This is a genomic window from Streptomyces rubradiris (assembly GCF_016860525.1).
GTDB classification, from domain to species: Bacteria; Actinomycetota; Actinomycetes; order Streptomycetales; family Streptomycetaceae; genus Streptomyces; species Streptomyces rubradiris.
In genome coordinates this window covers 56,477-79,091 of record NZ_BNEA01000018.1, presented here as the reverse complement: position 1 = coordinate 79,091, position 22,615 = coordinate 56,477, and the positions used below count along the sequence as shown (strand labels likewise).

The following is a 22,615-nucleotide window of genomic DNA, read 5'->3' as shown; positions in this document are numbered from 1 at the left end:
GGGGGAAAGCATGCCTTCTGAGCTGTCGTGTCCGCGTGGCACTCCGTGGCAGCCTGTGGAGGAGGCGACTTCGACCGACGCCGAGCCGGTGGCCGTGGCGTTATGGTGCGTCCGACGCGGCTGGCCCGTACTTCCCCTCCTACCCGGCCGTAAGACCCCTGCGGGCAACTGCCCCGACTGCCGGGGAAGTTCGCATCCGCCCGCGCAGTGCGCCTGTCCCGGCCTGGGACGCTGGTGCCACGGTTTCCACGCGGCGACGCTGGACCTGGACCGCGTCAGACGCTGGTGGGCGGCGCAGCCCGGTTTCGGTGTCGGGGTCTCCTGCGGTCCGGCGGGACTGGTCGTCGTCGACGTCGACGCCCACCCCGCTCCCCCGCCGGCGCGCGAGCGCGTCCTCCCGGGCATCCCCATCGGCGACCAGGTGGATCTCACCGGCCTCGCCAACGGCTTCCACACCCTCGGCGTCCTGGCCGCCCTGCACGGCAAGACACCCCCCGACAAGGACACCACCACCCTGCGGGTGCGCACCCCGTCGGGCGGCATGCACGTCTGGTACCGCTCCAACCGCCGCTGGCAGTCCTCCGTCGGCTCCGGCACCGGCCGGTCCCTCGCCTGGCAGGTGGACATACGTGCCCACGGCAGCTACATCGTCGCGCCCGGGACCCGCGTGGGCGCCACGTCCTACACCCCGCTCGGTGCCGTCCGCGATCCCGCGCCGCTGCCCGGCTGGCTGGCGTGGGAACTCGAACGCACCGGCCACCTGCCGCCGGCCGGGCCCGCGTCCAGACCGGTGCCGCCGAGGGCCCCCCGGGCCGTAGCCGCCGACGGCACAGGACTGTTGGCCGGAATCCTCGAACCCGTCCGAGCCTGCGGCCGGTTCGAGGAGAACGCGGGATTCTCCGACGCCCTCAACCGTGCCGCCTACACCCTCGGCGGACTTCTCGCCGCCGGCCGCCTCCCGTCGGGAGCCGAGCGGCTGCTGCGGGAAACCGCTCTCGAAGCACGTCCCGGACAGCAGCGGCGCATCGACGGCATCATCCGCAGCGGGCTCGCCGCAGGACGCAGACGGCCTCTCCACGACTCGGGCAGGCTGCCGTGACCTCCCCCCGGCTCGAGACGCTCTTCGAGTTCGACCCGGCGGCGGTCGCCGCCCAGATCCGCGCTCAAGGAGGTACGGCTGTTCCCGCTCCCGCCCGCCCGGCCGGCCAGGTCCCGGACCCGGACGCCGGGGTGAGCGGGGACGGCCTGCTGCCCGACACCCTGTCCGACCGCGGCAACGCCAAGCTGTTCGTCAAGCTGTACGCCAACGACTACCGGCATGTGCCGGGCATCGGCTGGTACCGGTGGGACTCCACCCGTTGGCAGATCGACGAGGACGACAGCGTGCAGTGGGCGGCGGGCGACCTCGCCGAGGCCATCGCCTCCCACGACCCCCGCGGCATCCACACCGCCGGCGCCCTGCAGAGTCACCGCCGCCGGTCCCTGTCGACGGCCGGCATCAACGCCATGCTCAGCCAGGCCAAGACCGCCCCCGGCATGGTCCTCAACGCCGCCCGGCTGGACGCCGACCCCTACGCCCTGTGCACGCCGGACGGGATCGTCGACCTGCGCACCGGCGTGAGCCGGGCCGCGGACCCCCGCAGGGACCTCCACTCCCGCTCCACCTCGGTCGGTCCGCAGCCGCAACCCACGCCCCGCTGGCGGCGGTTCCTCACCGACACGTTCGGCGACGACGCCGAGGGCCACGAGATGATCGATTACCTGCAGGTGCTCCTCGGGTACTCGATCACCGGTGACGTGGGAGGACAGATCCTGCCCTTCCTCTTCGGCTCGGGCAAGAACGGCAAGTCCGTCCTGCTCGACGTCCTCATGAAGCTCCTGGGCGACTACGCCGACGCGGCTCCGCCGGGTTTCCTCATGGCCCGCCCCTACGAGGGCCACCCCACCGACCTGGCCGAGCTGCACGGGCGGCGGGTCATCGTCTGCTCCGAGGTCAAGCCCGGGGACAAGTTCGACGAGGCCCGGGTCAAGCTTCTCACCGGCGGTGACCGGATCAAGGCCCGCCGGATGAGACAGGACTTCTTCAGCTTCGAGCCCACGCACAAGCTCTGGCTGCTCGGGAACCACCGTCCCGAGGTGGGCACCGGCGGCTTCGCGTTCTGGCGGCGTATGCGCCTGATCCCCTTCGAACGCGTCGTCTCCGACGACCGGAAGATCGACAACCTCGCCGACATCCTCGTCACCGAGGAGGGAGCGGGCATCCTGGGCTGGCTCATCGACGGCGCCCGCCGCTACCTCGCCGGCGACCGCGACCTGACCGGTCCGGCCCGCGTGCGCATCGCCACGACGGCCTACGCGGAGACCGAGGACCACACGGGGCGCTTCTACGATGAGGCCTGTGTCCTGCGCCCGGACCTGCGTGTGGAACAGACGTCGCTCTACTCGGCGTACAAGAGCTGGTGCCAGAATGAGGGAGCACCGGTCATGTCGTCACGGGCGTTCGCCGCGCGGACCCGCGAGTTGGTGGGCCTGGCCTCGCCCAAGCAGATGGTTCTGTCGAACCAGCGCAAGCACTACCCCGGTATCGGACTGCTCACCGACCAGGAAAGGGAAGCGCCCCTATGAGCTCCCTGATCACTGAGGACGAGATCAGCCACGAGACCGCGTTCGTCTGGCTCGAGGACATCGACCGGCTCGACTACGTGCGCCAGAGCCTGGACCGTCTGCCCACGCGCAAGTCCAGGCCGGCCTATCACCGTGATGGACGCATGGTCGGCTACGCCGTCCTCGGCCCCACCGCCAAGGCATCCCGGGCGTCCGGCACGTTCCGGCGGCGAGTCTTCTGGCTCCTGCCCCATGACCGCGACAGCCAGCCCGAGGGCCTGTACGCCACGGGCGCCCCCGCCGAAGCGATCGACCCACGCACCCTCAGGCCGTGTGTCAAGGGCTACAAGACCGAGCGCTCCGAAGGGGGGCCGCCGTCCACGGCCATGGAGGAGATCGGCAGAACGCTCCCGTTGTGACCGCTCCTTGGCGCCGGCCGGCCCGCCGGGGACCGGCCGAGTCCGCTGATCGATTCCTTCGGTGAGTGAGCAGCTACCCGGCGGCGGCATCGAGCTGTCACCCGACCAGATCGAAGCCCTCCCCGCCAGGTGGTCATCATGCTGGACCCCGAGTGACGACCGGGCAGCGGCCGGCGATCCGGCCACCGGAAGCTACCTGCTCGGCGTGTTCCGCGAACCGCACGACTGACCGAGGTCCGGCCCGATCCTCATAGGAACACGAGGCGTCGCGTTCACCACGCGACCGGCAGTTCGAGCAGACCGTCACTCGTCGGGTTCGCCGGCTTGGAGCGGATCTCCTCGGCGGGGACGGCCAGCCGCAGGCCCGGGAACCGTGTGAAGAGGGAGCCCAGCGCGATCTCGAGTTGTGCGCGTACCAGGTTCCGGCCCAGGCACTCGTGCACACCGGAACCGAACGCGAGGTGGTGTCCGGCGGGACGGTCCCAGTCGAGGGTCTCCGGTTCCGCGAAAACCGTCGCGTCCCGGTTGATGAGCGCCGTCACGAAGACGACGCACTCACCGGAGCGGATGGTGCGCCCGGCGATCTCCACGTCTTCCACGGCCACGCGAAGTATCCCGTTCGGGGTGGCGAGACAGCGCAGGAGTTCCTCCGCCACGGCGGTCATCGGCGTCTTCCCGGCGCGCAGGACGGCGAGATGCTCCGGGTGACGCAGCAGTGTGAACGCCGCGAGCGCCACCAGGTCGGCCGTCGTCTCGTGTCCCCTCGCCAGGAGCGTTCCCGGCAGGGTGACCAGTCGGGCGCGGTCCAGGGAGCCTTGTCCGTCCTGGCGCATGAGGTCATCCAGCAGTCCGTCGCCCGGCTCGTGCCGTTTGCGGTCCAGCAACTGCCCGGTGTACCGCTCGAGTTCCGCGCGGGCGGTGGCGGCTTCCCGCACCGTGCGGCCGCGTAGCAGGCGTCCGGAACACCCCTCGAAGAAGTCGTGGTCCTCGTATGGCACGCCGAGCAGCGTGCCGATCGCCAGCGCCGACATCGGCAGGGCGAAGGCCGAGACCAGGTCCGCCGGGGGACCCTGCCGCTCCATCCCGGTGAGCAACCGGTCGGCGATCCGCTGGAGGTGCGGGCGCAGGGCGGCGGTGCGCCGCGGTGTGAGGTACGGGAGCGGTGGCCGGTGCGGGGCTTCGTCCCCGGGGTCGGCCACGAGGGCGGGCGACGCGCCGTGGGTGCCCACCTCGGCGGACCACTCCTCGGGGGCCAGGAACCCCGGGTGGCTGCGGTCGCGGGACAACCTGGGGTCACTGAGCAGTTCCCGGGCGAGGGCGTGTCCGGTGACGGCCCAGGCCGACCGCCCGTCGCGGAGCATGACCCGGCCGAGGGGGGCGGAGCCGCGCAGCGGTGCGTATCCGGAGGGCGGCAGCTCGGGGCACTCGCGAGCCTGGGGGAAGACGACCAGGGCGTTCTGGCCCGCGGGAGGGGAGGGGGTGTACACAGTGAGGTCGTCCATGATGCATTTCACGATGGTGTCTCCTCGCGATCGCCAGGCAGCGGGGACGGAGCCGGTGGCCAGGGGACGCCGGCTCCCCGGGGCACGGCCGGCCGACTCCCTTGGCTACGGGGAACTGCCCCGGCCACTTGTGACTATGGCGGGGAGGACCGTGAAGCCGCACGCCGCCGTGGCCTTCGCTGGAGCGGTTGTCCAGGGCGACTCAAGCGGTTTGCGAGGGAAGGGCCCCCGCAGGAGTCAGGGAAGGGCCCCCGCAGGAGTCACTGCCCGCGTCGACGGCCGGTCGGCCGGACCGACGGGGCCGGACTCCACCACGCTCGCGTGCCCGGCCGCCCGGCGGGGCCCGGTGGCCGGGGTGGCGTTCGCCGGTGAACGGTCCACCCCCTCCCCCTCCTTGGCGGACCTGCTGCGCGACCGCCGCCGCCACCGGACGAGGCCCGCAGGCCGCACCCCGGTCCTCGGGGCCGCGGACGCAACCGCAGTACGAGGGCCACTCCCCTGTCGGCCAGACATATCCGAGGCCAGCCAGCCATCCCGCTCGCGCGCCATTGTGGGGCGGCTGAACGGCAGGTGACAGCGGCCGGGACCGGTCATGCCGTCCGGTCCCGTTCTGGACGTGGGTCAGACCTCCCCGGCCGTCATGGCGATAGGCCAGCCGACCCCATGGTGTCCAGCCATGCGTCCCCGCACCGAGCTGTCTCGCACGCCTCATCACCCGGCCAGAGTCGCTGACCCGTCTTCGAAAGACACCAGCTGGCTGCTGGCTCCCCCGGTGACGGCGTTTCGGGCTCTTCGGCGTGGGCGCGCGCCGGGTCGGTTGCTCCTCAGCCCTGGCGGGCTTGCGGTGCCCCGCCGGGGTGGTTGTCCGCCGTGGGCGTCGACAGGGTCCGTCGGGGCCCACAAGACAGAAGGCGTGGCCGAGACCGGGACGGGGTTGCTGTGGCATACGCGCGCCTGATCCGTCGGCGCACCGCATCGGCGTGGCGGGCTTTCGGTGGTGCGGGTCGGACAGGCGGGAAGGTGGCACAAGGTCGGGTTGAAACGACTGCGTTGCCTTAGTGAAGATCCGGGACCTCGCTGCCGCGTCACCGCCTGAAGCGAGCCCCTTTCGTCGCGGACCGTTCGGGCGGGAGTGAGCCGGGCCGGGCCGGTCGTCCGTGGGCCGGTTCCCGGGTCGGGCATCGAGGCTTTCAGCACCTGATGGCAGTGCGGGTCCAAGGCGGCGGATCGTGGTCGGGGTACCGAGACGGCGGGTCGCTTGTAAGGGAAGAGAGCGCGGTCCTCAAAGGGCCTCTGACCTGCGAAAACATATGCACCGACCACGATCGCCGGAACTGGCAGGCAGTTCCGGCGATCGTGGAGGGCGATCGTGGGAACCGAGTGCCCAGATCTTGTGGACCCGGACCCGGTTCGAGGAACAGCGGACCACGATCCTGGGAACCGCCACAGCGGTCGAGGGAACTGCCACCACGGTTGTAGGAACTGGGTACCCAGTTCCTACAACCGTGGCAAATTGACGTGACGTACATGAGTAAGGGCGGGGAGGGGGCGTTCGCGAGGGAGAAGGGTCTGAGCGGGGAGGCAGGCGACACGGCTCATAGGCGGAGCTGATTGACTTCCCGCTCATGTACGTTAAGTTCATCTGGTCGGCTTCGCCGCCGTCCTTCATGAACCGGTAGTTACCCCCCTTGCTCGGAGGGCTCATTGGGAGCAGTACGCAGGCTGGTCGACGCCGACACAGGCGAGCCGATCCCCTATGCGCCGTACGCCTTCTCCGGCAGACACACTCAGGTCGACAAGGCGCGTGTCGAGGCGATCACCGAATCCAGGGCGTTCACGCCCAGCCAGAAGTTCCTCGTTCTGTGGTGGATCGGAGTGTCCCCGGAGGGCATGGAGCCGCTACGAGCGACCGGCGCGGACATCGCCAAGCGCGTGGGGATGTCCACTGACGCGGTCGGGAAGATCAACAGGAAGCTGGCGAAGCACCGCATCCTGATTGTCCGAGGGCGCGTCGGTAACTACAACTTCTACCGAATCAGCCCTTACATCGCGTTTCATGGAACGGGGCTTGAGCAGCGTGAAGCTGTGAAGACGTGCAACCCGCCGGACATCCCCGGATTTGACGAGAACATCCCTGCGCGGTGGGAGGCCCAGTGATCAGCAGTGATGACAAGCAGAAGAACCTCGAACTGCTCGAGAAGACAGTCGGCATGACCGCTAACCAGCGGCTCGTCGTCATGCTGTACGCCCTGCATCCCACCGATCGGTCCGGTGCCGTACTCGAGACGGCCGCCAACCTGGCCAAGCTGGTCGGTATGGCCGCACCCGTCTTCTCCCGCACGCGCAAGCAGGTCATCGAGGCCGGCTGGCTGGAGGAGACCGAGAGGATCGGCCACATCAGGTACTACCGGCTCGACCCCAAGCGCATGGGCGAGAACGTCGTCATCCCGCTCCGCCGTGCCACATGACGCTCTGAAGACCGCACCTCATGTACGTGACGTCAATGAGGTGCGGTTTCCAGGACGTCTTCCTTGACTTCACAGCAATGTGTGGCGCCCGCGCCCCGAAGGGGGGCGGCCAACGGCCAGGACAGAGGCTGGATGCGCCCCTCACCACGCGTCCACCCGGACGGCGAGCCCCTGGCCACGAAGGGCGACGCCGGGACGACCCGGCTCTGAGCCACGCCCACCACGCGCCCCCTCGTTCCATGACCGACCGAGTACCTGTCACCCGGCTGGGGCTCAGCTGGTTCTTCAAGGTTTCAGTACGAGGCGAGACCCCGCGACGGCCGCAGGGCCGAGACCCTGCCCTGGACCGTGATGCCGCTCAGGCGCTACGCCGTAGTGCGGCCGCCACTGCCTTGACCTCGTTCAGTGCTTCCCTGAGATTCAGCAGATCCTTCGGGTAGGAGCTGTCTGGTCGGCCGTCATCGTCATGGTCGATCCTCACGCAGGACCTCCGCACATCGGTGCATGCGGCCAGCACACGGCGCACATGACTTTCCAGGCCAGGCATCAGCGTTGCTGTGCGTTCTGCGTCCGCCCGAACTCCGACCAATGCGCGGTCGACCTCGGCCAGCGCCTCCACATCCTTGGGATCGGCAGGTACGGGCCCGACCGGAACATCGAAGGACCAGCCATCTGCCGTCGTCACTGTCTTCGTCGGGTAGGCACGACGCGGGGAAAGTTCGTATCGTGCGACGGCATCGAACACCCTGTCTGCTTCCCGCATGAACTCCCCGGCCTGGGTGACCAGCCTCACGACCGGGTCCGTCTCCCCGATGCGTACGTCGCTTGAGGGAGCAGAGCTGCCGAAGCCGGCGCGGCGCTGCTCATTGTCCGCTGCTTTCCGCATCGCCTGCCATGCGGGAAGGCCGCGCTTGGGAGTGCCAGATTTTTGCTGGGCACGGGCCTCGAGCAGCTCGACGAGTACGGTGAAGGGCCGGCCGGAGGTGGGCACGCTGATGCCGTTGAACCACGCGCTGAGTTTGCTCTTGCCCAAGTTGACGGCGGGGATCTGCTGCTGACCCCATGCCGCGATCGCGGCGTACGACGGGCAGCCGGCCTTCTGCTTGAGCTCCTTCAGTGCGCGCACCAGCTGCTCGGCCGCGGGCCGGTCGTTCATGCGCCCCCCCGTTCAGTCTGAACCTCCGCTGAACCCCCATTCCACCAGGTGTGGCCTGCGTCGACGTCCCCTTCGGCGGGCCTGGGGATCGCTGAACCCCAGGCCGAAGGGGATCAGTGGTGCTCGGTCCGGCCAGCGGAGCCGGGGTCCGAGAAGGGGCAGACGATGAAGAAATTCCCAGCGAAGTGGCGTGACCGGGCCTGGTGGCACGAAGCGCTGAAGACCACCGCCAGGTGGGTCGTGTCGGGTGCGGTGAGGGAGCTCGGACGCTGGGCCCTGGACATGTGGCTGCGGTAACTCCGCTTCCTCCCTGAGGGCCTGAGGTCGAAATAGGTCTTGAACTAGGCGCTCAGCTGGGTGTTCGCCGGTCGCTTGAGCGGCCTTCGTCTGATCATGTGCTCCGACCGGAGTTCACCGATCGAGACGCCCGTAGAAGTCGCCCAGGACGTGCGCGGCGAGATCCCGGACCGTCCAGCTTCCTTGCGTCACCGCGCCGACTGGCCGTACCCGGGGCGCCGTTCGACGTCGATCCGGCCGTGCAGCCGGAGCCGGGCAGAGACCAGCCGGCCCTGTGACGATGGTGGTAGCGCCCTCGGTGTGGATGAGCCACGCAGGGGCGGATCGGCTTCGTGAAGGCGTCGGAGATCGGGCCCGGACGTCGGCGTCCGGGTTCGGCGCGGTCTGCGGCCGGAGCGGGTGTTGTGCGGTTCTCGCCGTGGCCAAGCGCAGCAGAATCCGGCCGACGGCGGTCCCCCGGCCGACGGGCATGCCGGTGCTGGGGTCGGCGACCAGGCGCGTCGTCTATTACGGCGTAATAGACCGGGCACGCATACCGCTGCGCACAGGTCGGCACACCTGCTCCGGCCCCCGGTCCCCCTCCCTGATCCCGAGGCGGGTCGTCGTCGCCGGAGACCCGCTTACGGCGCCGGTAGGCACAACAGTGTCGGGTGGGACGGCCCGGTTCTTATTACGCCGTAATAGGTGCCCGGTCGGCTCGGTGGAAGCTGTCTCGTGTGCTGAGCCGGCGAACTCCCCCGCCCTACCGGACCATGTCCGAGGGTGAGCGTCTGGTACCCGGCCGAGCACACCACCGCGGACGACGGGCCCCGGGCGCCCTACTCACCGACTACCGGACCGTCCTGCCCGGTCTCGCCGAGCGGCTCGCACTGCCGCAGGGGCTGCTGGTCCGGATGACCGGCACCGTCGACCCGGTACGGTTCACCGCGAGCCTCCGCGCCTGCCTCACCGTCTTCTTCGATCAGCATCTGCGCGGCCGCCACCCGCCGCTGCCGGACGGTCCCTCGCCGCTCCACCCGGACGTGCGGTTCATCGGCTGAGGCGCGCCGCGGTAGCGTCCCGCGGCCTGTTCATCTTCCGCCCGTCGGCACAGCGCTGCGTCTGCTGGACCGTTACCCGCCGGACATGACGGAAGGGCCGCCCCAAGAGGCGGCCCTTCCGTTGATGCCGTCTGCCTCAGTCGGCCTGGACGGCGGCTTGCTCAGCGAAGGAGCGTGCCAGTTCACCGAGGCGGTGGGGATCGCGTTGCAGTCCCTTCGTGCCCAGGATCCGGAGGAGGCCGAAGAAGGTGTCGTCGTTGTCGATGTTCCGGTCCAGGAGCATGGCGAGGGTGCCGGGTTCGTCGTACGGCACTCTGCGTGGCTGCGAGCGATGCTCGGTGCGCTCCTGTGAGTCGGCCGAGGGGGAGGGATCTGCCCGTTGTTCGGGCACGGGCTGGTGCTGGGCCGGCCCATCGGCTGCCACCGCCGAAGGGGCTGCCGGGGAGGGCGCGTCGGCTTCGTCGTCTCCTATTACGCCGTAATAGCCGTCCGGTCGGCTCGGTGCGGAGTCGCCGGCCGGTTCGGCAGGAAGGGGCACCGCGGGGCCACGCGGTTCTTTGTCCTCGCTTGCGCCGTCCCGGTGTGTGACCGGGTGGGTGTCGCCTCGGCGCGCCTTCGCGTGGCTGCGCTTCTCCTCTTCCTCGCGGGCCCGTGCGGCCTTGAGCTCGTCCAGGGCTTCCTGCTGCTGCGCGGGGGGCTTGCTGGCGACCGCTCGGAGCAGGTCGATGGGCTCATCGCCGATCTTGGCCTGTAGTTCCGGAGTGAGTTTGAGGAGTGCCAGGCGCTGTGACACCCAGCCCTGGGACCGGTGGAGACGCTTGGCCAGCGCGGTCTGGCTGCCATGGATGGCCAGGAGGCGCTGGAGGGCTCTGGCCTCGTCCAGCTCGCCGAGATCCTGGCGGTGGATGTTGGCGACGAGGGCGGATTCGAGGAGCTCTTCGGAGTTGGTGCCCTGGTCGTCGCTGACCATGACCTTGACGGTGGGGAGCTGTGCCTCGCGGGCGGCGGCGAGGCGGCTACTGCCGTCGATGACCACATGGGTGGTGTCGGGTTCGAGGTCGGCTTCGCGCTCCGGGTTGGCCCTGAGGTAGGCGTCACGGTTCATGACCGTGATCGCCTGCTTCTGACCGTGAGTCTTGAGACTGCCCGCGAGATCGGTGAGATCACCGAGGCTGGAGCGGGGGTTGTCGGGGTTCAGGCTGATGCGGTGGGGAGCGAGTTCGGTGGGTGGGGGCACGGCGTCGGTGGGCACACCGGTGGCGGCGGCGACAGCCTGGCGACGTGCGCTGATGGGACGTACTCCCCCGCCGAAGCGGCCGGCTCCCAGCTGGTCGGCCTTGCTCATGCGATCTCCCGGGCCAGTGCGCGCATGCCGATCGCCTGCTGTGACTTGGGTGCGTAGGCCAGCAGGGGCCGCTTCATACGGACTGCTTCTTTCTGTTCTTTGAGGTCGCCGATGAGCCCGACGACCCGCGGATCCTTTATGTCGACCCACCCTTGGAGCGAGGACGTGGCGATGAAGCCGCGGCGGGAGTCGTAGAGGTTGACGACGATGCCGAGGTAGTCGATGTCGACCTGGAGGTCGTTACGCAGGTCGTCGATCTGCGTGGTGAGCAGTTCGTAGGCGTCGGCGGAGCTGTCCTCGGCCTGGACGACGATGAGGGCGCCCGACTGACCGGGCTTCTCGCCGTCGCGGCGGCGGCCGTAGTAGGCGGCGGCATCCATGCTCAGGCCGAGGCTGGGCGGGCAGTCGACGAGGATGACGTCGTAGTCGGCCTCAAGCGGGGCCAGCGCGCGCTCCAGGGCTGCTTCTCGGGCTCGTACGGCGGAGAGGCGGACGTCGAGCAGGAAGGCGTCGTTGCAGGCGGGCAGGAGATGAAGCCGTCCTCCGAAGGTCTCGTCCTCGATGGAGACGATGAGGTCGCGGAGGTCTCCCTTGGGGTCGCCTGCCATGTGGTTGGTGAGGCTGTCACCGTTCATGGGCAGGGGAGCCGCGCCGAGCTGGTTGGTGAGGTGGCACTGCGGATCGAAGTCGACCAGGAGGACGCGGAGTCCGAGGCCGGGCAGGTTCTCGACTTCCAGCGGATCGTCGTTGGCCGGTTCTTCACCGGAGGGGGCTTCGCTCGCACGCAGGGCCTTGGTCAGCGCCTTCGCGACGCGTACGGCGTGCAGCTTGTTGGTGTCCTCGGCGAGGGCTTCACCGAGGCCGGCAGTGATCGCCGTCTTGCCGACGCCGCCCTTCTGGTTGCAGACGATGATGCGGCGGGTGATCTCAGGGCGTTTGACGTCGGGTGCGGGGTTGGCGTCGAGCCACAGTTGCACGGACTGGGCCAGTCCCTGAATGAGGGACACACGGCGATCCGCGGCGATCTCGCGGAACTCCTCCCACTGTCCGAGCGGAAGGAAAGTGGAGAACGACTCGGCGCCCGACGTGTCGACGGTCGCGGTGGCGGAGGCCAGGCTGCACCAGTCGCGGATGCCCTGTTCGACGGCGGCCTGCATCTCGACGCCGTACTGGGCGGCTCTGATCTTCAGGGTGTGCCGGAGTCCTTCCGGCAGCTTGGACACGACCTTTTCACGGTCGCTGGAGGTGGCTGACGAAGTCATGGCGACACCTTACTAACGTTCTTGATCCTCCATCACGTCGACACGTTAGTTAACCCTCTCGGCGCATCACGATACGACGCCGCGACCGCGCCGCGAGCTATTACGCCGTAATAGACGTGTACGAGGTGTACGACGTGTACTACGGCACGGCGAAGCGGTGGGTGAAGGCCGCGGCGTTTGCCGTGCGGGTCAGCCATAGGGCGGGTCCGCCGAGCAGCCGCAGCCGCAGCCGTGGGACCGGGTGCGGGTGCCGTTGGAAGACGCCGTGCGTGTCGACGGTGAAGTGAAAGGGAACGGTGGGTCGTCGGGCTGGTCGACGGTGCCGGGGTGCGCAGGGGGCCACCGGTGCGGATCTCGCACAGCAGCACGTCGGCGATGCACGGGTCTGCGGTGGTGCAGGCGTACCCGGTGTCCGGCGTGCCGGGTGTCGGGGTGTCCGTGTCGGCGGGGGAGTGGGCCAGGTCGAAGCTGACGCCGATCCCGCCGGTGCCGGGGTGGGGATCGCGGCGGCGGACGCCTGGAGGCGTGCGGGCTGGAGGGCGGAGGCGAACCGGCCGAGGCGGCCCTCAATCGGCTTCGCGGTGATCCCGTTCTCCGCGCACGCCTTGTGGACGGGCTCTCCGTAGTGCGAGCACCTCGGCGTGGGCTGGCCGCACAGCACGCATGGGCGGTCCTGCCAGCCGGCGAGGTGCTGGCTGTCGCGCCATTCGAGAAGTACGCCGGGAGTCGGGATCAGGCCCGGCTCCCACAGCGGCTTGCTACGGCTGCGGCCGGTCACGGCCGGAAGCCAGGCAGCTGCTGGAACAGTGTCCCGCGAGGACATGCCGCGTGGTCTGAAGGGTCTGCACATCGGGTTGAACGCCGGAGCCCGGCCTTCCCGGTCTCGGTCTGGTCATACGCCAGTCAGGCGTGGTTGAGGCGGTGAGGACGTTGTGGGCCTGCCGGTGGCCGGCCGCTCCCCGTCACGCCGCCGGCCCGGTCCGACGCCAGGCCGGCGATCTTGGCGCCGCGAGGCTGTCGGACCGGGCACGGACTCGACGGCTGGACTGCCTGTCGGCGTTGACGTGCGCTCTCCTTGTCGCTCTGTCTCGCCCAGGGTCCGGCATTCCGCGGTGCCGGTTCAGTCCGTCTCCGGTTTGGCCACGGTCCAGGAGAAGGGGTCGATGTCGGGCTCCGGGAGCGCGTCGGAGGGGTGGGGGAGACCTGGGGTGCGGCCGGGGCGGATGACTCCTTCCTGGACGACCGTTGCCGCCAGCGTGCCGTCGGCCGTGTAGATCCTGGCGTGGACCAGGGCCCGGCCATCGGCGGAGGTCGGACTGCGCTGCTCGTACAGCAGCCACTCGTCCGCGCTCAAGGGACGGTGGAACCACATGGCGTGGTCGAGACTGACCGCGATCCCGTTGCCCTCGTTGGGCCGGCCCGTGCGATGGTGCGGGGATGCGGAGTCCAGCAGGGTCAGGTCCGAGAGATAGGCGAGGAGGCAGTGGTGCAGCGCGGGGTCGGCGGAGTCCGTTCCCGGCGGCAGCCCGCGGACCCGGAACCAGACGCGAGTGACGGTGCCGGACGTGTCCGCCCGCACACCGGCGGGGGCACCCGCGGGACCGTGGACGTAGCGCACGTCGATGACGTCGCGCAGGTCGGACAGCAGCCGGATGACCCCGGGATGCACCTGGGCCGGGGGCTCGTCGACCGCGTGCGGCAGGCGGTGCGGGGACGGCGCCGGCGGCATGCCGATCTGGTGGTCCTCGCCCGGCCGCGAGGTCCTCTTGAAGGAGGCCGTCAGATGGAAGATCTCCTGTTGCGCACGACCGCCGGTCTGCACCGCCACCACCCGCCGGCTGCTGAAGGAGTGGCCGTCTCTCAGCCGCTCCACGCGGTAGGTGATCGGCTGGGCGGGGTCGCCGCGGAAGAGGAAGTAGCCGTGCAACGAGTGCGGTTCGCGGCCCTGCGGCACGGTGCGGGCGGCGGCGCTCAGCGCCTGGGCGACGATCTGGCCACCGAACACCGCGGACACACCTGCCGGGACGCTGCGGCGCGAGCGGAAGGTGTCCGGGGCCGTCGCGTCGAGGACCAGCGAGTCGGTCAGCAGCCGGGCGGGCGCGTCCGCGAGGGGAAGTGTCGTCGTCATCTGCATCACTGCCAGCTGGCGTGGAGCGGGCGGACGCCGATCGCGATCCGGTCCGGGGCGTCGCCGGGCAGCGCCCCGTTCAGCTCGCGGCCGTAGCGCTCGGCCAGGGCTGTGAACAGCCTGCACTCCGGATCCGGGTCGACGCGTTCGACGACTCCGCGCACCTCCAGGTAGCGGTAGGGCTGATCGGGGTCGTTGACCGAGACGGCGACCCGCGGGTCGGCGGCGATGTTCCGGTACTTCCGCCGCCCGGTCGTGCTGGTGAACCACAGCAGCTCACCGTCCCAGCGGGCCCACATCGGGTTGGACTGGGGTGTGCCGTCCGGCCGTAGGGTCGCCAGATGCACGAACAGGGGGCGTTCGAGCAGGTCGAGACGGTCGCCGGGAAGAATGGACAACGCAGGCCTCCAGGGTCGGTCGGAATCGGGTGCGCGCTGGGCGGGCCGTCAGGCCCGAGTGGTCACGGCTTCCAGGAACGGGACGGCGGTGTGCAGGAAGGAATTCCTTTCCGGTACCGCCAGCAGAACGTCCTGGTGCAGCATCGAGAAATCCGAGTGCAGACTCAGGTGCGGAATTTTCGTGTCGGCCGCGAGTCGCTGTGCGGCCCGGCCCACGGTGCCCTTCGCAAAATTCGACTGGAACACGTAGAGGGGGATGTCCAGCTCGGCCGTGTGCGTCAGCCTGAGGCCCAGGAACCGTGCCGTCTCGGAATTCCGGAAGCCGATGACCGCGTGATAGTCGAGCATGGCGCGGGCGGGGGAGTACCACTCGCGGGCCGACCTGAGCTCGTCGCCGGCGTAGACCTCGGCGACGCGGGCCAGCGGGCTGGGGCCGGTGTCGAGCCAGTCGCCGCCGTCGGTGAGCCGCCCGGACTGCACGGCGTGGCCGAGCTGCGGAGTGAGAGTGTCGATCAGCAACCCGAACAGGCCGGCGTTGGTCAGCGGCCGGCCGATGGCGAAGGGGGCGGGCAGCGCGTCGGCGAGGGCCGCCGGGTCGTGCGGGTGCGCGAGGGCGTACCGAGCGGCGAGCTGCCACCAGACGGCGCCGGCCTCGGGGGCCGCACCGAGTCCGAGGGCCGCGCTCATGCCGGGCTCGAACACCGCGCCGGCCTCGATGCCCGCGAGGGCCGTGCGCGCCTGGTCGAGGGTGACGCCGGTGGGGATGCCCGCTCCCTCGTACGCGTCGTACGGGCCCCCGTCGACCAGCATCAGGCCGGCCAGGCCGGCGGCGCCGGGGCGGCCCGCGAAATCCCAGGCCGCGTAAGCCAGGGCGGTCAGCCCGCCGAGGGAGTGCCCGCCGAGGACGACCTGCCGTCCGCCGGCCCGGGCCTCGGCCACGGCCAGGGCGAGGTCCTCCAGCAGCCCCGCCAGGCCCCAGCCGGCCGCGTCCACGGGGGCGGGGTCGGCCCTGCGGTGGTGGCCGCCGAGGTAGTAGTCGCGGGCCGAGGCCGGATCGCCGGCGAAGCCGGAGAGGTCCGACAGCTGCTGCTGGCGACGGTCGAAGGCCCACACCTGCAGGCCCGGCACGGCCTGTACGAGGTCCCTGGCCACGTGCAGGAACACGTTCGCCCCGTAGCCACGCGGCGGCACCAGCAGCAGTACCCGCGGCGCGCTCGGCGTACCGATCCGCAGCAGGCGGGAGCCCCGCCCACCGGCGAGCGGTTCGTACACCTCCGGGACACCGTCGGGGGTGGTCGCGGCCGCGGGCGGCACGTCGGTGATCGTCACGGGCTCTCCTGCTTTCGGCGCGGTCGTTGCACGGGATGTGCTGTCGTGCTGCACCTCGGCAGCGTCGCAGCGCCGCATGAAAGGCAAATAAAAGCTGAATTGAAATCCCGGGCGATTTCCGGTTTTTCCGCGGAACGCATTCCCGGACCCTTGTCACGAGCGTAGTCCGCGCATAGTTTTTCTCCGCGTGCTGACCCCTGCGAGATTACGGAGACGATGTGCGGAATTCACCGGAAATCCTGGTGGTGGGTGCCGGTCCCACGGGGCTGACGCTGGGTATAGAGCTGCTGCGCCGAGGCGTCCCGGTGCGCATCGTGGACCGGGAGGACCGCCCGCATCCGCACTCCAAGGCGATCGTCCTGTGGCCGAGGACCCTGGAGGTCTTCCGCCGGCTGGGCGTGGCGGAGGGGATCACCGAGCGCGGTCTCGCGCTTCCGGCCGCCAACTACTACTCGGGGGGCAGGCGGGTCGCGCGGATCGACTTCCGCACCCTCGCGGGTTCCCGGTACGGCACGCCGTTGTCGCTGCCCCAGCAGCAGACCGAGGCCGTGCTGCGGGCCGAGCTGCGACGGCTGGGCGGCGAGGTGGAGTTCGGTGTGACGCTGAGGTCGCTTCAGGCGTCGGCCGAGCGGGTGCGGGTCGGGCTCGACGGGCCCCGCGGCCCGGAGCAGGCCGAGGTGCCCTGGGTCGTCGGCTGCGACGGGGCGCACAGCACCGTACGGAGCCTGGCGGGGATCGGCTTCCACGGGCTGACGTACCCGCAGACGTTCCTGCTCGCCGACGGCGCCTGTGACACCACTCTCGCGCACGACGAGGCCCACTACTTCATGACGGACCGCGGTGTGCTGGTCGTGGTGGGCCTGCCGGACGGGCAGTACCGGGTGTTCGGGGGTGTCGGCTCCTACGACGGGTCGGCCGATCCGCTCGCCGTGCTGCGGCGGGCGGCGCAGGAGCGCAGCCCGGTGCCGGTGCGGATGGACGCGGCGGCGCGCACCGGCGTCTTCCGGGTGCACGCCCGCCAGGCCGACCGGTTCCAGGCCGGCCGTGTCCTGCTGGCGGGCGACGCGGCACACATCCACAGCCCGGCGGGTGGCCAGGGACTCAATACCGCGGTGGAGGACGCGCACGCGCTCGGCTGGCGGCTTGCCCTGCCCGACGCGGACGCGGTGGAGCGGGAACTCGACCGCTGGGAGCGCGAACGGCGGCAGGTCGCGGCGGAAGTGGTGGGCGACGCCCACCGGCAGACCCGGATGTGGATGCTTACCGGGTGGCGGGGGCAGGCCCGGGACGCGGCCCTCGCCATCGGTCAGCGCACCGGACTGCTCAACCGGTTGCTGCCGCCCCGCATGGCCCGCCTGCACCACACGCATCCGGGCCACGACGCGCCGGTCGGCCGTCTGGTGCCGGGGCGGCGGGTCCCCGACGCACCGCTCGGTGGACTTCCGCTCGTCCACGTCCACGATCTCCTCGAAGCGGGACGCCCGGTGCTGCTCGTCCTCGCCTCCGACGGCTCCTCGGCAGGCCGGGACCGAGCGGTGGCCGGGCTGCTCGACACGACGGGGGCGTCGGCGCAGCCGTCCCCCGCGGACGCCCCGGGGTGCCTGCGGGTGCTGACGGTGCCCGGCCCGGCCGCGGCGGAGTCGGTGCGGGCGGCGGTCCACGACCAGGTGCGGCTGGTCGTGGACCCGTCCGGGCAGGCCCACCGGCACGTCGGGGTGCCCGGCCCGGTCGCCGTGCTGATCCGGCCGGACGGAGTCGTCGACCGGGTGGTGCGCCCGGGGCGGGAGTACGCGGACACCGCCCGCCGGGCTAAAGGACCGCTGTGGGGACCAGCATCCGCCGGTACCAGCTCTCGTACCGGGGGAAGCGCTCGCTGAAGGCCCCCGGTGCGCAGTCGAGGTCGGCCCACAGCGGGGCGCCGTCGAACCAGTGGTCGGTGATCACCATGTCCAGGTCGTGCGGGGAGCCCCCCTTCGCCCGCAACCGGTCGTACGCCTCGTCGAGGGTCAGGTCCCGCTCCGGCGGGGGGACGGACGCGACATCGGCGACCGCCCGCAGGAGTGCGTGCCAGGGCACGGGTTCGGGGTGACAGGCGTGGTAGACCGGCGCGGTGAGCCGTTCGCCGGGTGCCAGGGCGAGGGCGACGAGGGCCCGGGCGAGATCCTCGGCGGTGACCGCGGACACCCGTGCGGGCCAGCCCTCCACCGTGCCGGGCAGGGTGCGCAGCATCCGGGCCAGCGCGGGCACCACCCGGGTGTCGCCCTCGCCGTAGACAAGGTGCGGGCGGATCACCGTGCCGCCCGCCGCCAGCACGGCGTCCTCGCCGGCCGCCCGGGTCCGCGAGGTGGCCGAGACCGGCGCGCGGCCCAGGTCCTGCGGCCGGGCCCGGCGGAAGGTGCCCCGCCCGTAGACGGCGGCCGTGCTGAGGTGGACGATGCGGGCGACTCCGGCCCGGCGGGCCTCGGCCACGAGCGCGGCCGTGCCGCGGGCGTTGACCGCCTCGCACAGCGCGTCGGTACCGCCGATCTGCGAGGCGCAGTGCAGGAGCGCGTCGGCGCCGTCGCACAGGCCGTGCAGCGAGCCGGGATCGGTCAGGTCCGCGGGGACGACCGTCGTGCCCGGCGCGCTCGCGCGCACCTGGCGGTGATGGGCCGTCAGCCGCAGCTCCAGGCCCCGGCGTTCGGCCTCGCGGACGACATGGCGGCCGATGAAACCGCCGGCGCCGGTGATGACCACGGTGGGCATGTGCCGACTCCTCACCGGGCCCGGTGCGGGCCCAGGGTCACCGTCGCGGTGAAGACCGTCTCGCCGTGCTGTGTGCCGCGCACGGTCGTCGGGGTCCGGCCGTAGCGGTCCGGTCTGCCGGGCTCCGCCTCGATCCAGCAGGGCGCGTCGAGTTCGGCGTACCGCTCGAAGGTGCTGTCGAGTCCGACGGGCAGGGCGTCGCGCATTCCGGTCGAGGCGTGCGCGGCCTGCCGTGCCGCCTCCAGGAGCACCATGCCGGGCACATGGTCGACCGGGTGGTCGAAGAAGATCGGGTGCGCCGTGTCCACCCGCAGCTGCCAGCGGCGCGGGGTGCGCGGGTCGCCGGCGGCCAGGACGACATCGCGCGAGCCGGCTCTGCCGACGGTCTCCGGCGCTATGCCGACCGGTAACGGCACGCTCGGTCTGACCGGCATGTCCCCGCGCAGCCGTCGGTAGACGGCGGGGCTGGTGCAGCTGAAGGCGGCCGAGGCCACGCCGAGCGGCATGCCGTCGCGTTCCACCGTCACCCGGTACCGCATGCCCGCCAGGGTCGCGCCCCGGCGGACGAGGTCGTGGCATTCGGCTCGTAACACGACCTCGGTCGGCGTCGCCCCGGCCGCGAGAGCCTCGGGGTCGGCGGAGAACGACATGTTCCACATCAGGAACTGGTGGCCGAAGGGGACGCCGTACTCGGCGTGGGCGAGCAGTGCCCCGGTCTGCCGGACCGATTCCACCAGCAGCAGCGGGTCCTGGTAGCCGCCGACGGGGATGAACAGCGCGTGACCGCGGGGCCACTGGGCCGTGACGGAGAAGCGGTCAGGGCTGTCTGTTTCCCACTGGGTGAGGAAGACCTCGGACACTGCGGCGCGGTGTACGTACTGGCTGGGCACCGTGGTGGTCAGCCGAGCACCTGTCATGGTGCGCTGATCAAGAACATCGTCGCTGGCAGTGCGCAACATAAGACACCTGTCTCTCTGCGGGCAGGGCGGGACGACCGCTCCGGCGCAAAGCCCCCCCTGCGCTGGTCCACATCACCTTGACGCCCCCTAAGATACAGACAGGTCGGTTCGGTTTTTAGTAACTTTCACGAGAATCTTGAGGGTTGGGATGGCTGTTCAGGACCGTGGTGAGAGATCGAGGCGTTCGATCCTGGAGGCGGCCGCGAGCGTCTTCGACGAACGTGGCTACGACGCGGCGAGCACGACGGAGATCCTGGCGCGCAGCGGGCTGACGCGGGGCGCGCTCTACCACCACTTCCCCTCCAAGGAGGCGATCGCCGCGGCCCTGGTGGCGGCGCAGAGCGAGGCCCTGATGGTCCCCGAGCACCCGGTGAGGCTGCAGGCGATGGTCGACCTCACACTGGAGTACGCCCGTCGGCTGCGGAGCGATCCGGTGCTGCGGGCGAGTGTGCGGCTGACCGTCGAGCAGTCCTCCTTCAACCGCCCGGGCATGACGCCGTACCGGCAGTCGGCCGATGCCATCCTCGGCCTGCTCCGAGAGGCCGAGCGGCAGGGCGAGATGCTGCCGGGGGTGGACCTGGAGGAGCTCACGCAGTTCATCGTGGGCGCGTTCACCGGCGTCCAGTTGATGTCGCAGGTCTACTGCGGGCGCCAGGACCTGATGGCGCGGGTGTCGACGATGTGGCGGCTGCTGCTGCCGAGTATCGCCACCCCGGGCGTGCTCATGAGGCTGCGGACGACGCCGCCGCCGTCGGTGGCCGGCGCGGAGGGTGACGGCGTACGGGAAGGGGACGCGGAGACGGACGGGACGGCGCGGCCGCCCGTCACTCCCCGGGCTCCCTGGGGGTGACGGTGTCGTCCGGGGCGGACGCGGGATCGGTGAAGAGCCGGCGCAGGGTCCGCCACACGCGGTCGGAGGTGCCGGGCGACCACCAGGCCGGGTCCGTGCGCCCCAGCGACTCCAGGCCGGCCACGACCACCATGGCGAGGTCGGCGAGGTCCTGCCCCTCGGGCCCGGGAGCACCCGGGGCGTCGGGCGGCAGCAGTCCGCTCACCCTGCGGTGGACCGCGCTCAGTACCTCCTGCCGCAGTCTGCGCGCGGGGTCCGCGGAGCCGTCGGGATCCAGCTGCAGACCGGCCCGCACGGTGAGATCGTCGCTCAACGCCCGGCCGAGCGCGGAGCCGAAGCGGGACAGCGCCGTGAAGGCGGCCGTATCCAGGGGGTCGCTCAGGGCGTCGCCGAAGGCCGCGTCGACCAGCGCGGTGGCCTTGCGGCGCGCCTGGGTGTGCACGGCGACCACCACGGCCTCCTTCGTGGCGAAGTGGTGGTAGAGGGCTCCCCTGCTCACCCCCGCACCACGGCAGATGTCGACCAGCCCGGCCGCGCCGGGGCCGTCGTCGCCGATCAGTTCGGCGGTGGCGCGGACGATGGCCTGGCGGGTCTGCTCAGCTCGCTTCTGCATCGGGGGATGCGTGTCCTTCCTCAGGAGAGGGGGGCGGGCGGTCCGCTGCGGCGGGCGGCGTCGCCCGCTCGGAGGAAACCCCAGTCAATCACCGGAGCCCTCTCCGTACAAGTCTGTCTGTTTTGGCAAGGGCCAGGTTCCGTCGGGTTTCCGCAAGTAGCCGGTGTGGGGCCGTAGTTACGGGTGATCTTCTGGGAGGCGGTGCGTGATGTCTCGCATTCTGGACAATTGACAAACAGACAAGTTTGTTTGTTACTGTCCAGCGGTCTGGTATCCGAGCGTGAGGAATCCGATGGACAATCCGACAGCGCCGATACGTCCGCCGGCCGGGAGACCGCCCGTCGCCGGAGCCGTCTTCGCCGAGGCCCTGCACGAGGGGCTGATACGCGCGCGGCGGCGAACGGCGGACGTACGGCCGCCGGTAGCGCGGTCCGCGGCCGGACCCCGCACCACGGCGCCGGCCACGGCCCCACCCGCCCGGCACCGGACCGGGCCGCCGCCCGCGCTGACGGAGGCCGAACGGGAGGAGATCCTGTACCGGTTCCGGCTCGCCCTGCCGGCGGTGCTGCCGCCGCCCGACCGTGAACGGTCCGCCCTGGCCTCGGCGCTCGTCTCCTTCGCCCGCCGGGTGCTGACGCACACCGGGCGGAACGACCCCCTTTCCGGGCGGGTACGCCCGTTCCTGCAGCCGGCGACCGAGGTCGCGCCCCACCACCTCGTGGCCGCGACGGGCCTGTTGTACGAGTGCGTGCTGTTCGAGGTGATGGAGAGCGCCACCGGCCCCGGTGAGACGGCGGTGCCGCGCGCGCTCGCGGCCGTCCAGGCACTGGCGGACGTGCTGCGGGCCACCGGAGTGGCCTTCTGGCGCGGCGACGACGGCTGGAGCGAGTCCCGTTGGCTGGCCCGCCGGCTCCACGACGAACTCGGCAGCGCGCTGGCCGTGGCCCTGCACCGCATCGAGCTCGGCGAGGACGACCCGGCCGGTGCCGCCACCCACCTGGCGGTGGCCAGGAAGGCCCTGAACGAGGCGGTGGAGGAGAACCGCGGCCTCATCGCCGGCCTGCGCCGCAGCACCCGGACGCCACCCCTGCGCCTCGCCCTCGACGCCTTCCTGGCCGACCTGGCGCCGCACGCGGACGTCGCCGTCCAGCTCATCGGTGACGAGGCGCTGGCGCCGGAACGCTGCCGCCGCGAACTGCTCCTGGTCCTGCGCGAGACACTGCGCAACTGCCTCGCGCACGCGCAAGCCGCGCACATCGAGGTGACCGTCCGCACCACCCGGCGGTGGGTGTACGCCCGGGTCGAGGACGACGGTGTGGGTTTCTTGGTCCAGCGTGTCCTGGGCGACCCGCGGAACGGGCACGGTCTGGACTCCGTCCGGGAACGTGTCGAGGACCTCGGCGGCCGGCTGCGCATCACGAGCGCGCCCGGCGAGGGCACCCGCACGGAACTGCATCTGCCGCTCGTCCCACGGCCGTGACCGCACCGGTCCCCACCGCC

The 22,615-nt window shown here is 71.1% G+C and carries 20 protein-coding genes; 10 read left to right on the top strand and 10 right to left on the bottom strand.

Annotation, left to right across the window (positions count from 1 at the left end; genetic code table 11):
- Positions 1 to 55: 55 nt before the first annotated feature.
- From Srubr_RS39605 to Srubr_RS39590, 4 genes are all read left to right on the top strand, one after another.
- Positions 56 to 1,099 (top strand): bifunctional DNA primase/polymerase, encoded by a 1,044-nt coding sequence (locus Srubr_RS39605; protein ID WP_229926893.1) that lies wholly within the window; start codon positions 56 to 58, stop codon positions 1,097 to 1,099.
- Positions 1,096 to 2,625, top strand: a complete 1,530-nt coding sequence (locus tag Srubr_RS39600) for a DNA primase family protein (protein ID WP_189997992.1) — start codon at positions 1,096 to 1,098, stop codon at positions 2,623 to 2,625. Before Srubr_RS39605 ends, Srubr_RS39600 begins: the two co-directional genes overlap by 4 nt.
- Positions 2,622 to 3,023 carry a DUF6009 family protein gene (locus tag Srubr_RS39595; RefSeq protein WP_189997993.1) on the top strand — a complete coding sequence of 134 codons (402 nt, stop codon included), beginning with the start codon at positions 2,622 to 2,624 and terminating at the stop codon, positions 3,021 to 3,023. The genes Srubr_RS39600 and Srubr_RS39595 overlap by 4 nt, the downstream gene beginning before the upstream one ends.
- Positions 3,024 to 3,084: 61 nt before the next feature.
- Complete coding sequence (locus Srubr_RS39590; RefSeq protein WP_189998048.1) at positions 3,085 to 3,252, top strand: hypothetical protein; 168 nt, start codon at positions 3,085 to 3,087, stop codon at positions 3,250 to 3,252.
- Between the two features lie 43 nt (positions 3,253 to 3,295).
- On the opposite strand, the gene Srubr_RS39585 is transcribed toward Srubr_RS39590, so the two are convergent.
- Positions 3,296 to 4,525, bottom strand: coding sequence for a cytochrome P450 (locus Srubr_RS39585; protein ID WP_189997994.1), 1,230 nt, complete (start codon positions 4,523 to 4,525; stop codon positions 3,296 to 3,298).
- Between the two features lie 1,704 nt (positions 4,526 to 6,229).
- Here Srubr_RS39585 and Srubr_RS39580 point away from each other — a divergent pair.
- Both Srubr_RS39580 and Srubr_RS39575 read left to right on the top strand, forming a co-directional pair.
- Complete coding sequence (locus tag Srubr_RS39580) at positions 6,230 to 6,682, top strand: MarR family transcriptional regulator (protein WP_189997995.1); 453 nt, start codon at positions 6,230 to 6,232, stop codon at positions 6,680 to 6,682.
- Positions 6,682 to 6,993 (top strand): replication initiation protein, RepL2, encoded by a 312-nt coding sequence (locus Srubr_RS39575; protein WP_189998043.1) that lies wholly within the window; start codon positions 6,682 to 6,684, stop codon positions 6,991 to 6,993. The genes Srubr_RS39580 and Srubr_RS39575 overlap by 1 nt, the downstream gene beginning before the upstream one ends.
- Before the next feature lie 358 nt (positions 6,994 to 7,351).
- Here Srubr_RS39575 and Srubr_RS39570 read toward each other — a convergent pair whose 3' ends face one another.
- The gene (locus Srubr_RS39570) at positions 7,352 to 8,149 is read right to left on the bottom strand and encodes a hypothetical protein (RefSeq protein WP_189997996.1); all 798 of its coding nucleotides are present in this window, start codon (positions 8,147 to 8,149) and stop codon (positions 7,352 to 7,354) included.
- A 1,049-nt stretch (positions 8,150 to 9,198) separates the two neighbouring features.
- On the opposite strand from Srubr_RS39570, the gene Srubr_RS39565 reads away from it, so the two are divergent.
- The gene (locus Srubr_RS39565) at positions 9,199 to 9,486 is read left to right on the top strand and encodes a hypothetical protein (protein WP_189997997.1); all 288 of its coding nucleotides are present in this window, start codon (positions 9,199 to 9,201) and stop codon (positions 9,484 to 9,486) included.
- 136 nt (positions 9,487 to 9,622) lie between these two features.
- Here Srubr_RS39565 and Srubr_RS39560 read toward each other — a convergent pair whose 3' ends face one another.
- The 5 genes from Srubr_RS39560 to Srubr_RS39540 all read right to left on the bottom strand — a co-directional run bounded on the left by Srubr_RS39560 (position 9,623) and on the right by Srubr_RS39540 (position 15,948).
- Positions 9,623 to 10,831, bottom strand: coding sequence for a ParB/RepB/Spo0J family partition protein (locus Srubr_RS39560; RefSeq protein ID WP_189997998.1), 1,209 nt, complete (start codon positions 10,829 to 10,831; stop codon positions 9,623 to 9,625).
- Positions 10,828 to 12,093: a ParA family protein gene (locus Srubr_RS39555; protein WP_189997999.1), complete on the bottom strand. Its 1,266-nt coding sequence runs from the start codon at positions 12,091 to 12,093 to the stop codon at positions 10,828 to 10,830. Before Srubr_RS39555 ends, Srubr_RS39560 begins: the two co-directional genes overlap by 4 nt.
- Before the next feature lie 1,120 nt (positions 12,094 to 13,213).
- Complete coding sequence (locus Srubr_RS39550; protein ID WP_189998000.1) at positions 13,214 to 14,221, bottom strand: acyl-CoA thioesterase; 1,008 nt, start codon at positions 14,219 to 14,221, stop codon at positions 13,214 to 13,216.
- Positions 14,222 to 14,226: 5 nt separating this feature from the next.
- Positions 14,227 to 14,619 (bottom strand): PPOX class F420-dependent oxidoreductase, encoded by a 393-nt coding sequence (locus tag Srubr_RS39545; protein ID WP_189998001.1) that lies wholly within the window; start codon positions 14,617 to 14,619, stop codon positions 14,227 to 14,229.
- Between the two features lie 48 nt (positions 14,620 to 14,667).
- The gene (locus Srubr_RS39540; protein ID WP_189998002.1) at positions 14,668 to 15,948 is read right to left on the bottom strand and encodes an alpha/beta fold hydrolase domain-containing protein; all 1,281 of its coding nucleotides are present in this window, start codon (positions 15,946 to 15,948) and stop codon (positions 14,668 to 14,670) included.
- A 218-nt stretch (positions 15,949 to 16,166) separates the two neighbouring features.
- Between Srubr_RS39540 and Srubr_RS39535 the strand changes: the two genes are divergently transcribed.
- Positions 16,167 to 17,825 (top strand): FAD-dependent monooxygenase, encoded by a 1,659-nt coding sequence (locus tag Srubr_RS39535; RefSeq protein ID WP_189998003.1) that lies wholly within the window; start codon positions 16,167 to 16,169, stop codon positions 17,823 to 17,825.
- Here the strand turns inward: Srubr_RS39535 and Srubr_RS39530 are convergent.
- Positions 17,758 to 18,693, bottom strand: a complete 936-nt coding sequence (locus Srubr_RS39530; protein ID WP_189998004.1) for an NAD-dependent epimerase/dehydratase family protein — start codon at positions 18,691 to 18,693, stop codon at positions 17,758 to 17,760. The genes Srubr_RS39535 and Srubr_RS39530 overlap by 68 nt on opposite strands.
- Before the next feature lie 11 nt (positions 18,694 to 18,704).
- Positions 18,705 to 19,610, bottom strand: a complete 906-nt coding sequence (locus Srubr_RS39525; RefSeq protein WP_229926894.1) for a ScbA/BarX family gamma-butyrolactone biosynthesis protein — start codon at positions 19,608 to 19,610, stop codon at positions 18,705 to 18,707.
- Between the two features lie 190 nt (positions 19,611 to 19,800).
- Here Srubr_RS39525 and Srubr_RS39520 point away from each other — a divergent pair, with 190 nt between their 5' ends.
- Positions 19,801 to 20,502 (top strand): ScbR family autoregulator-binding transcription factor, encoded by a 702-nt coding sequence (locus Srubr_RS39520; RefSeq protein ID WP_189998006.1) that lies wholly within the window; start codon positions 19,801 to 19,803, stop codon positions 20,500 to 20,502.
- Here the strand turns inward: Srubr_RS39520 and Srubr_RS39515 are convergent.
- Complete coding sequence (locus Srubr_RS39515; protein WP_189998007.1) at positions 20,477 to 21,115, bottom strand: TetR/AcrR family transcriptional regulator; 639 nt, start codon at positions 21,113 to 21,115, stop codon at positions 20,477 to 20,479. The two genes, Srubr_RS39520 and Srubr_RS39515, sit on opposite strands and share 26 nt — an antisense overlap.
- A gap of 292 nt (positions 21,116 to 21,407) precedes the next feature.
- Here Srubr_RS39515 and Srubr_RS39510 point away from each other — a divergent pair, with 292 nt between their 5' ends.
- Positions 21,408 to 22,595 (top strand): sensor histidine kinase, encoded by a 1,188-nt coding sequence (locus Srubr_RS39510; RefSeq protein ID WP_189998008.1) that lies wholly within the window; start codon positions 21,408 to 21,410, stop codon positions 22,593 to 22,595.
- Positions 22,596 to 22,615 lie beyond the last annotated feature (20 nt).

Excerpts from the sequence above, each read along its gene's own strand:
- Srubr_RS39595 (WP_189997993.1), top strand. The coding sequence starts at position 2,622 with ATGAGCTCCCTGATCACTGAGGACGAGATCAGCCACGAGACCGCGTTC.
- Srubr_RS39585 (WP_189997994.1), bottom strand. The coding sequence starts at position 4,525 with ATGGACGACCTCACTGTGTACACCCCCTCCCCTCCCGCGGGCCAGAAC.
- Srubr_RS39570 (WP_189997996.1), bottom strand. The coding sequence starts at position 8,149 with ATGAACGACCGGCCCGCGGCCGAGCAGCTGGTGCGCGCACTGAAGGAG.
- Srubr_RS39565 (WP_189997997.1), top strand. The coding sequence starts at position 9,199 with ATGTCCGAGGGTGAGCGTCTGGTACCCGGCCGAGCACACCACCGCGGA.
- Srubr_RS39560 (WP_189997998.1), bottom strand. The coding sequence starts at position 10,831 with ATGAGCAAGGCCGACCAGCTGGGAGCCGGCCGCTTCGGCGGGGGAGTA.
- Srubr_RS39555 (WP_189997999.1), bottom strand. The coding sequence starts at position 12,093 with ATGACTTCGTCAGCCACCTCCAGCGACCGTGAAAAGGTCGTGTCCAAG.
- Srubr_RS39550 (WP_189998000.1), bottom strand. The coding sequence starts at position 14,221 with ATGACGACGACACTTCCCCTCGCGGACGCGCCCGCCCGGCTGCTGACC.
- Srubr_RS39530 (WP_189998004.1), bottom strand. The coding sequence starts at position 18,693 with ATGCCCACCGTGGTCATCACCGGCGCCGGCGGTTTCATCGGCCGCCAT.
- Srubr_RS39525 (WP_229926894.1), bottom strand. The coding sequence starts at position 19,610 with ATGACAGGTGCTCGGCTGACCACCACGGTGCCCAGCCAGTACGTACAC.
- Srubr_RS39520 (WP_189998006.1), top strand. The coding sequence starts at position 19,801 with ATGGCTGTTCAGGACCGTGGTGAGAGATCGAGGCGTTCGATCCTGGAG.
- Srubr_RS39515 (WP_189998007.1), bottom strand. The coding sequence starts at position 21,115 with ATGCAGAAGCGAGCTGAGCAGACCCGCCAGGCCATCGTCCGCGCCACC.
- Srubr_RS39510 (WP_189998008.1), top strand. The coding sequence starts at position 21,408 with ATGGACAATCCGACAGCGCCGATACGTCCGCCGGCCGGGAGACCGCCC.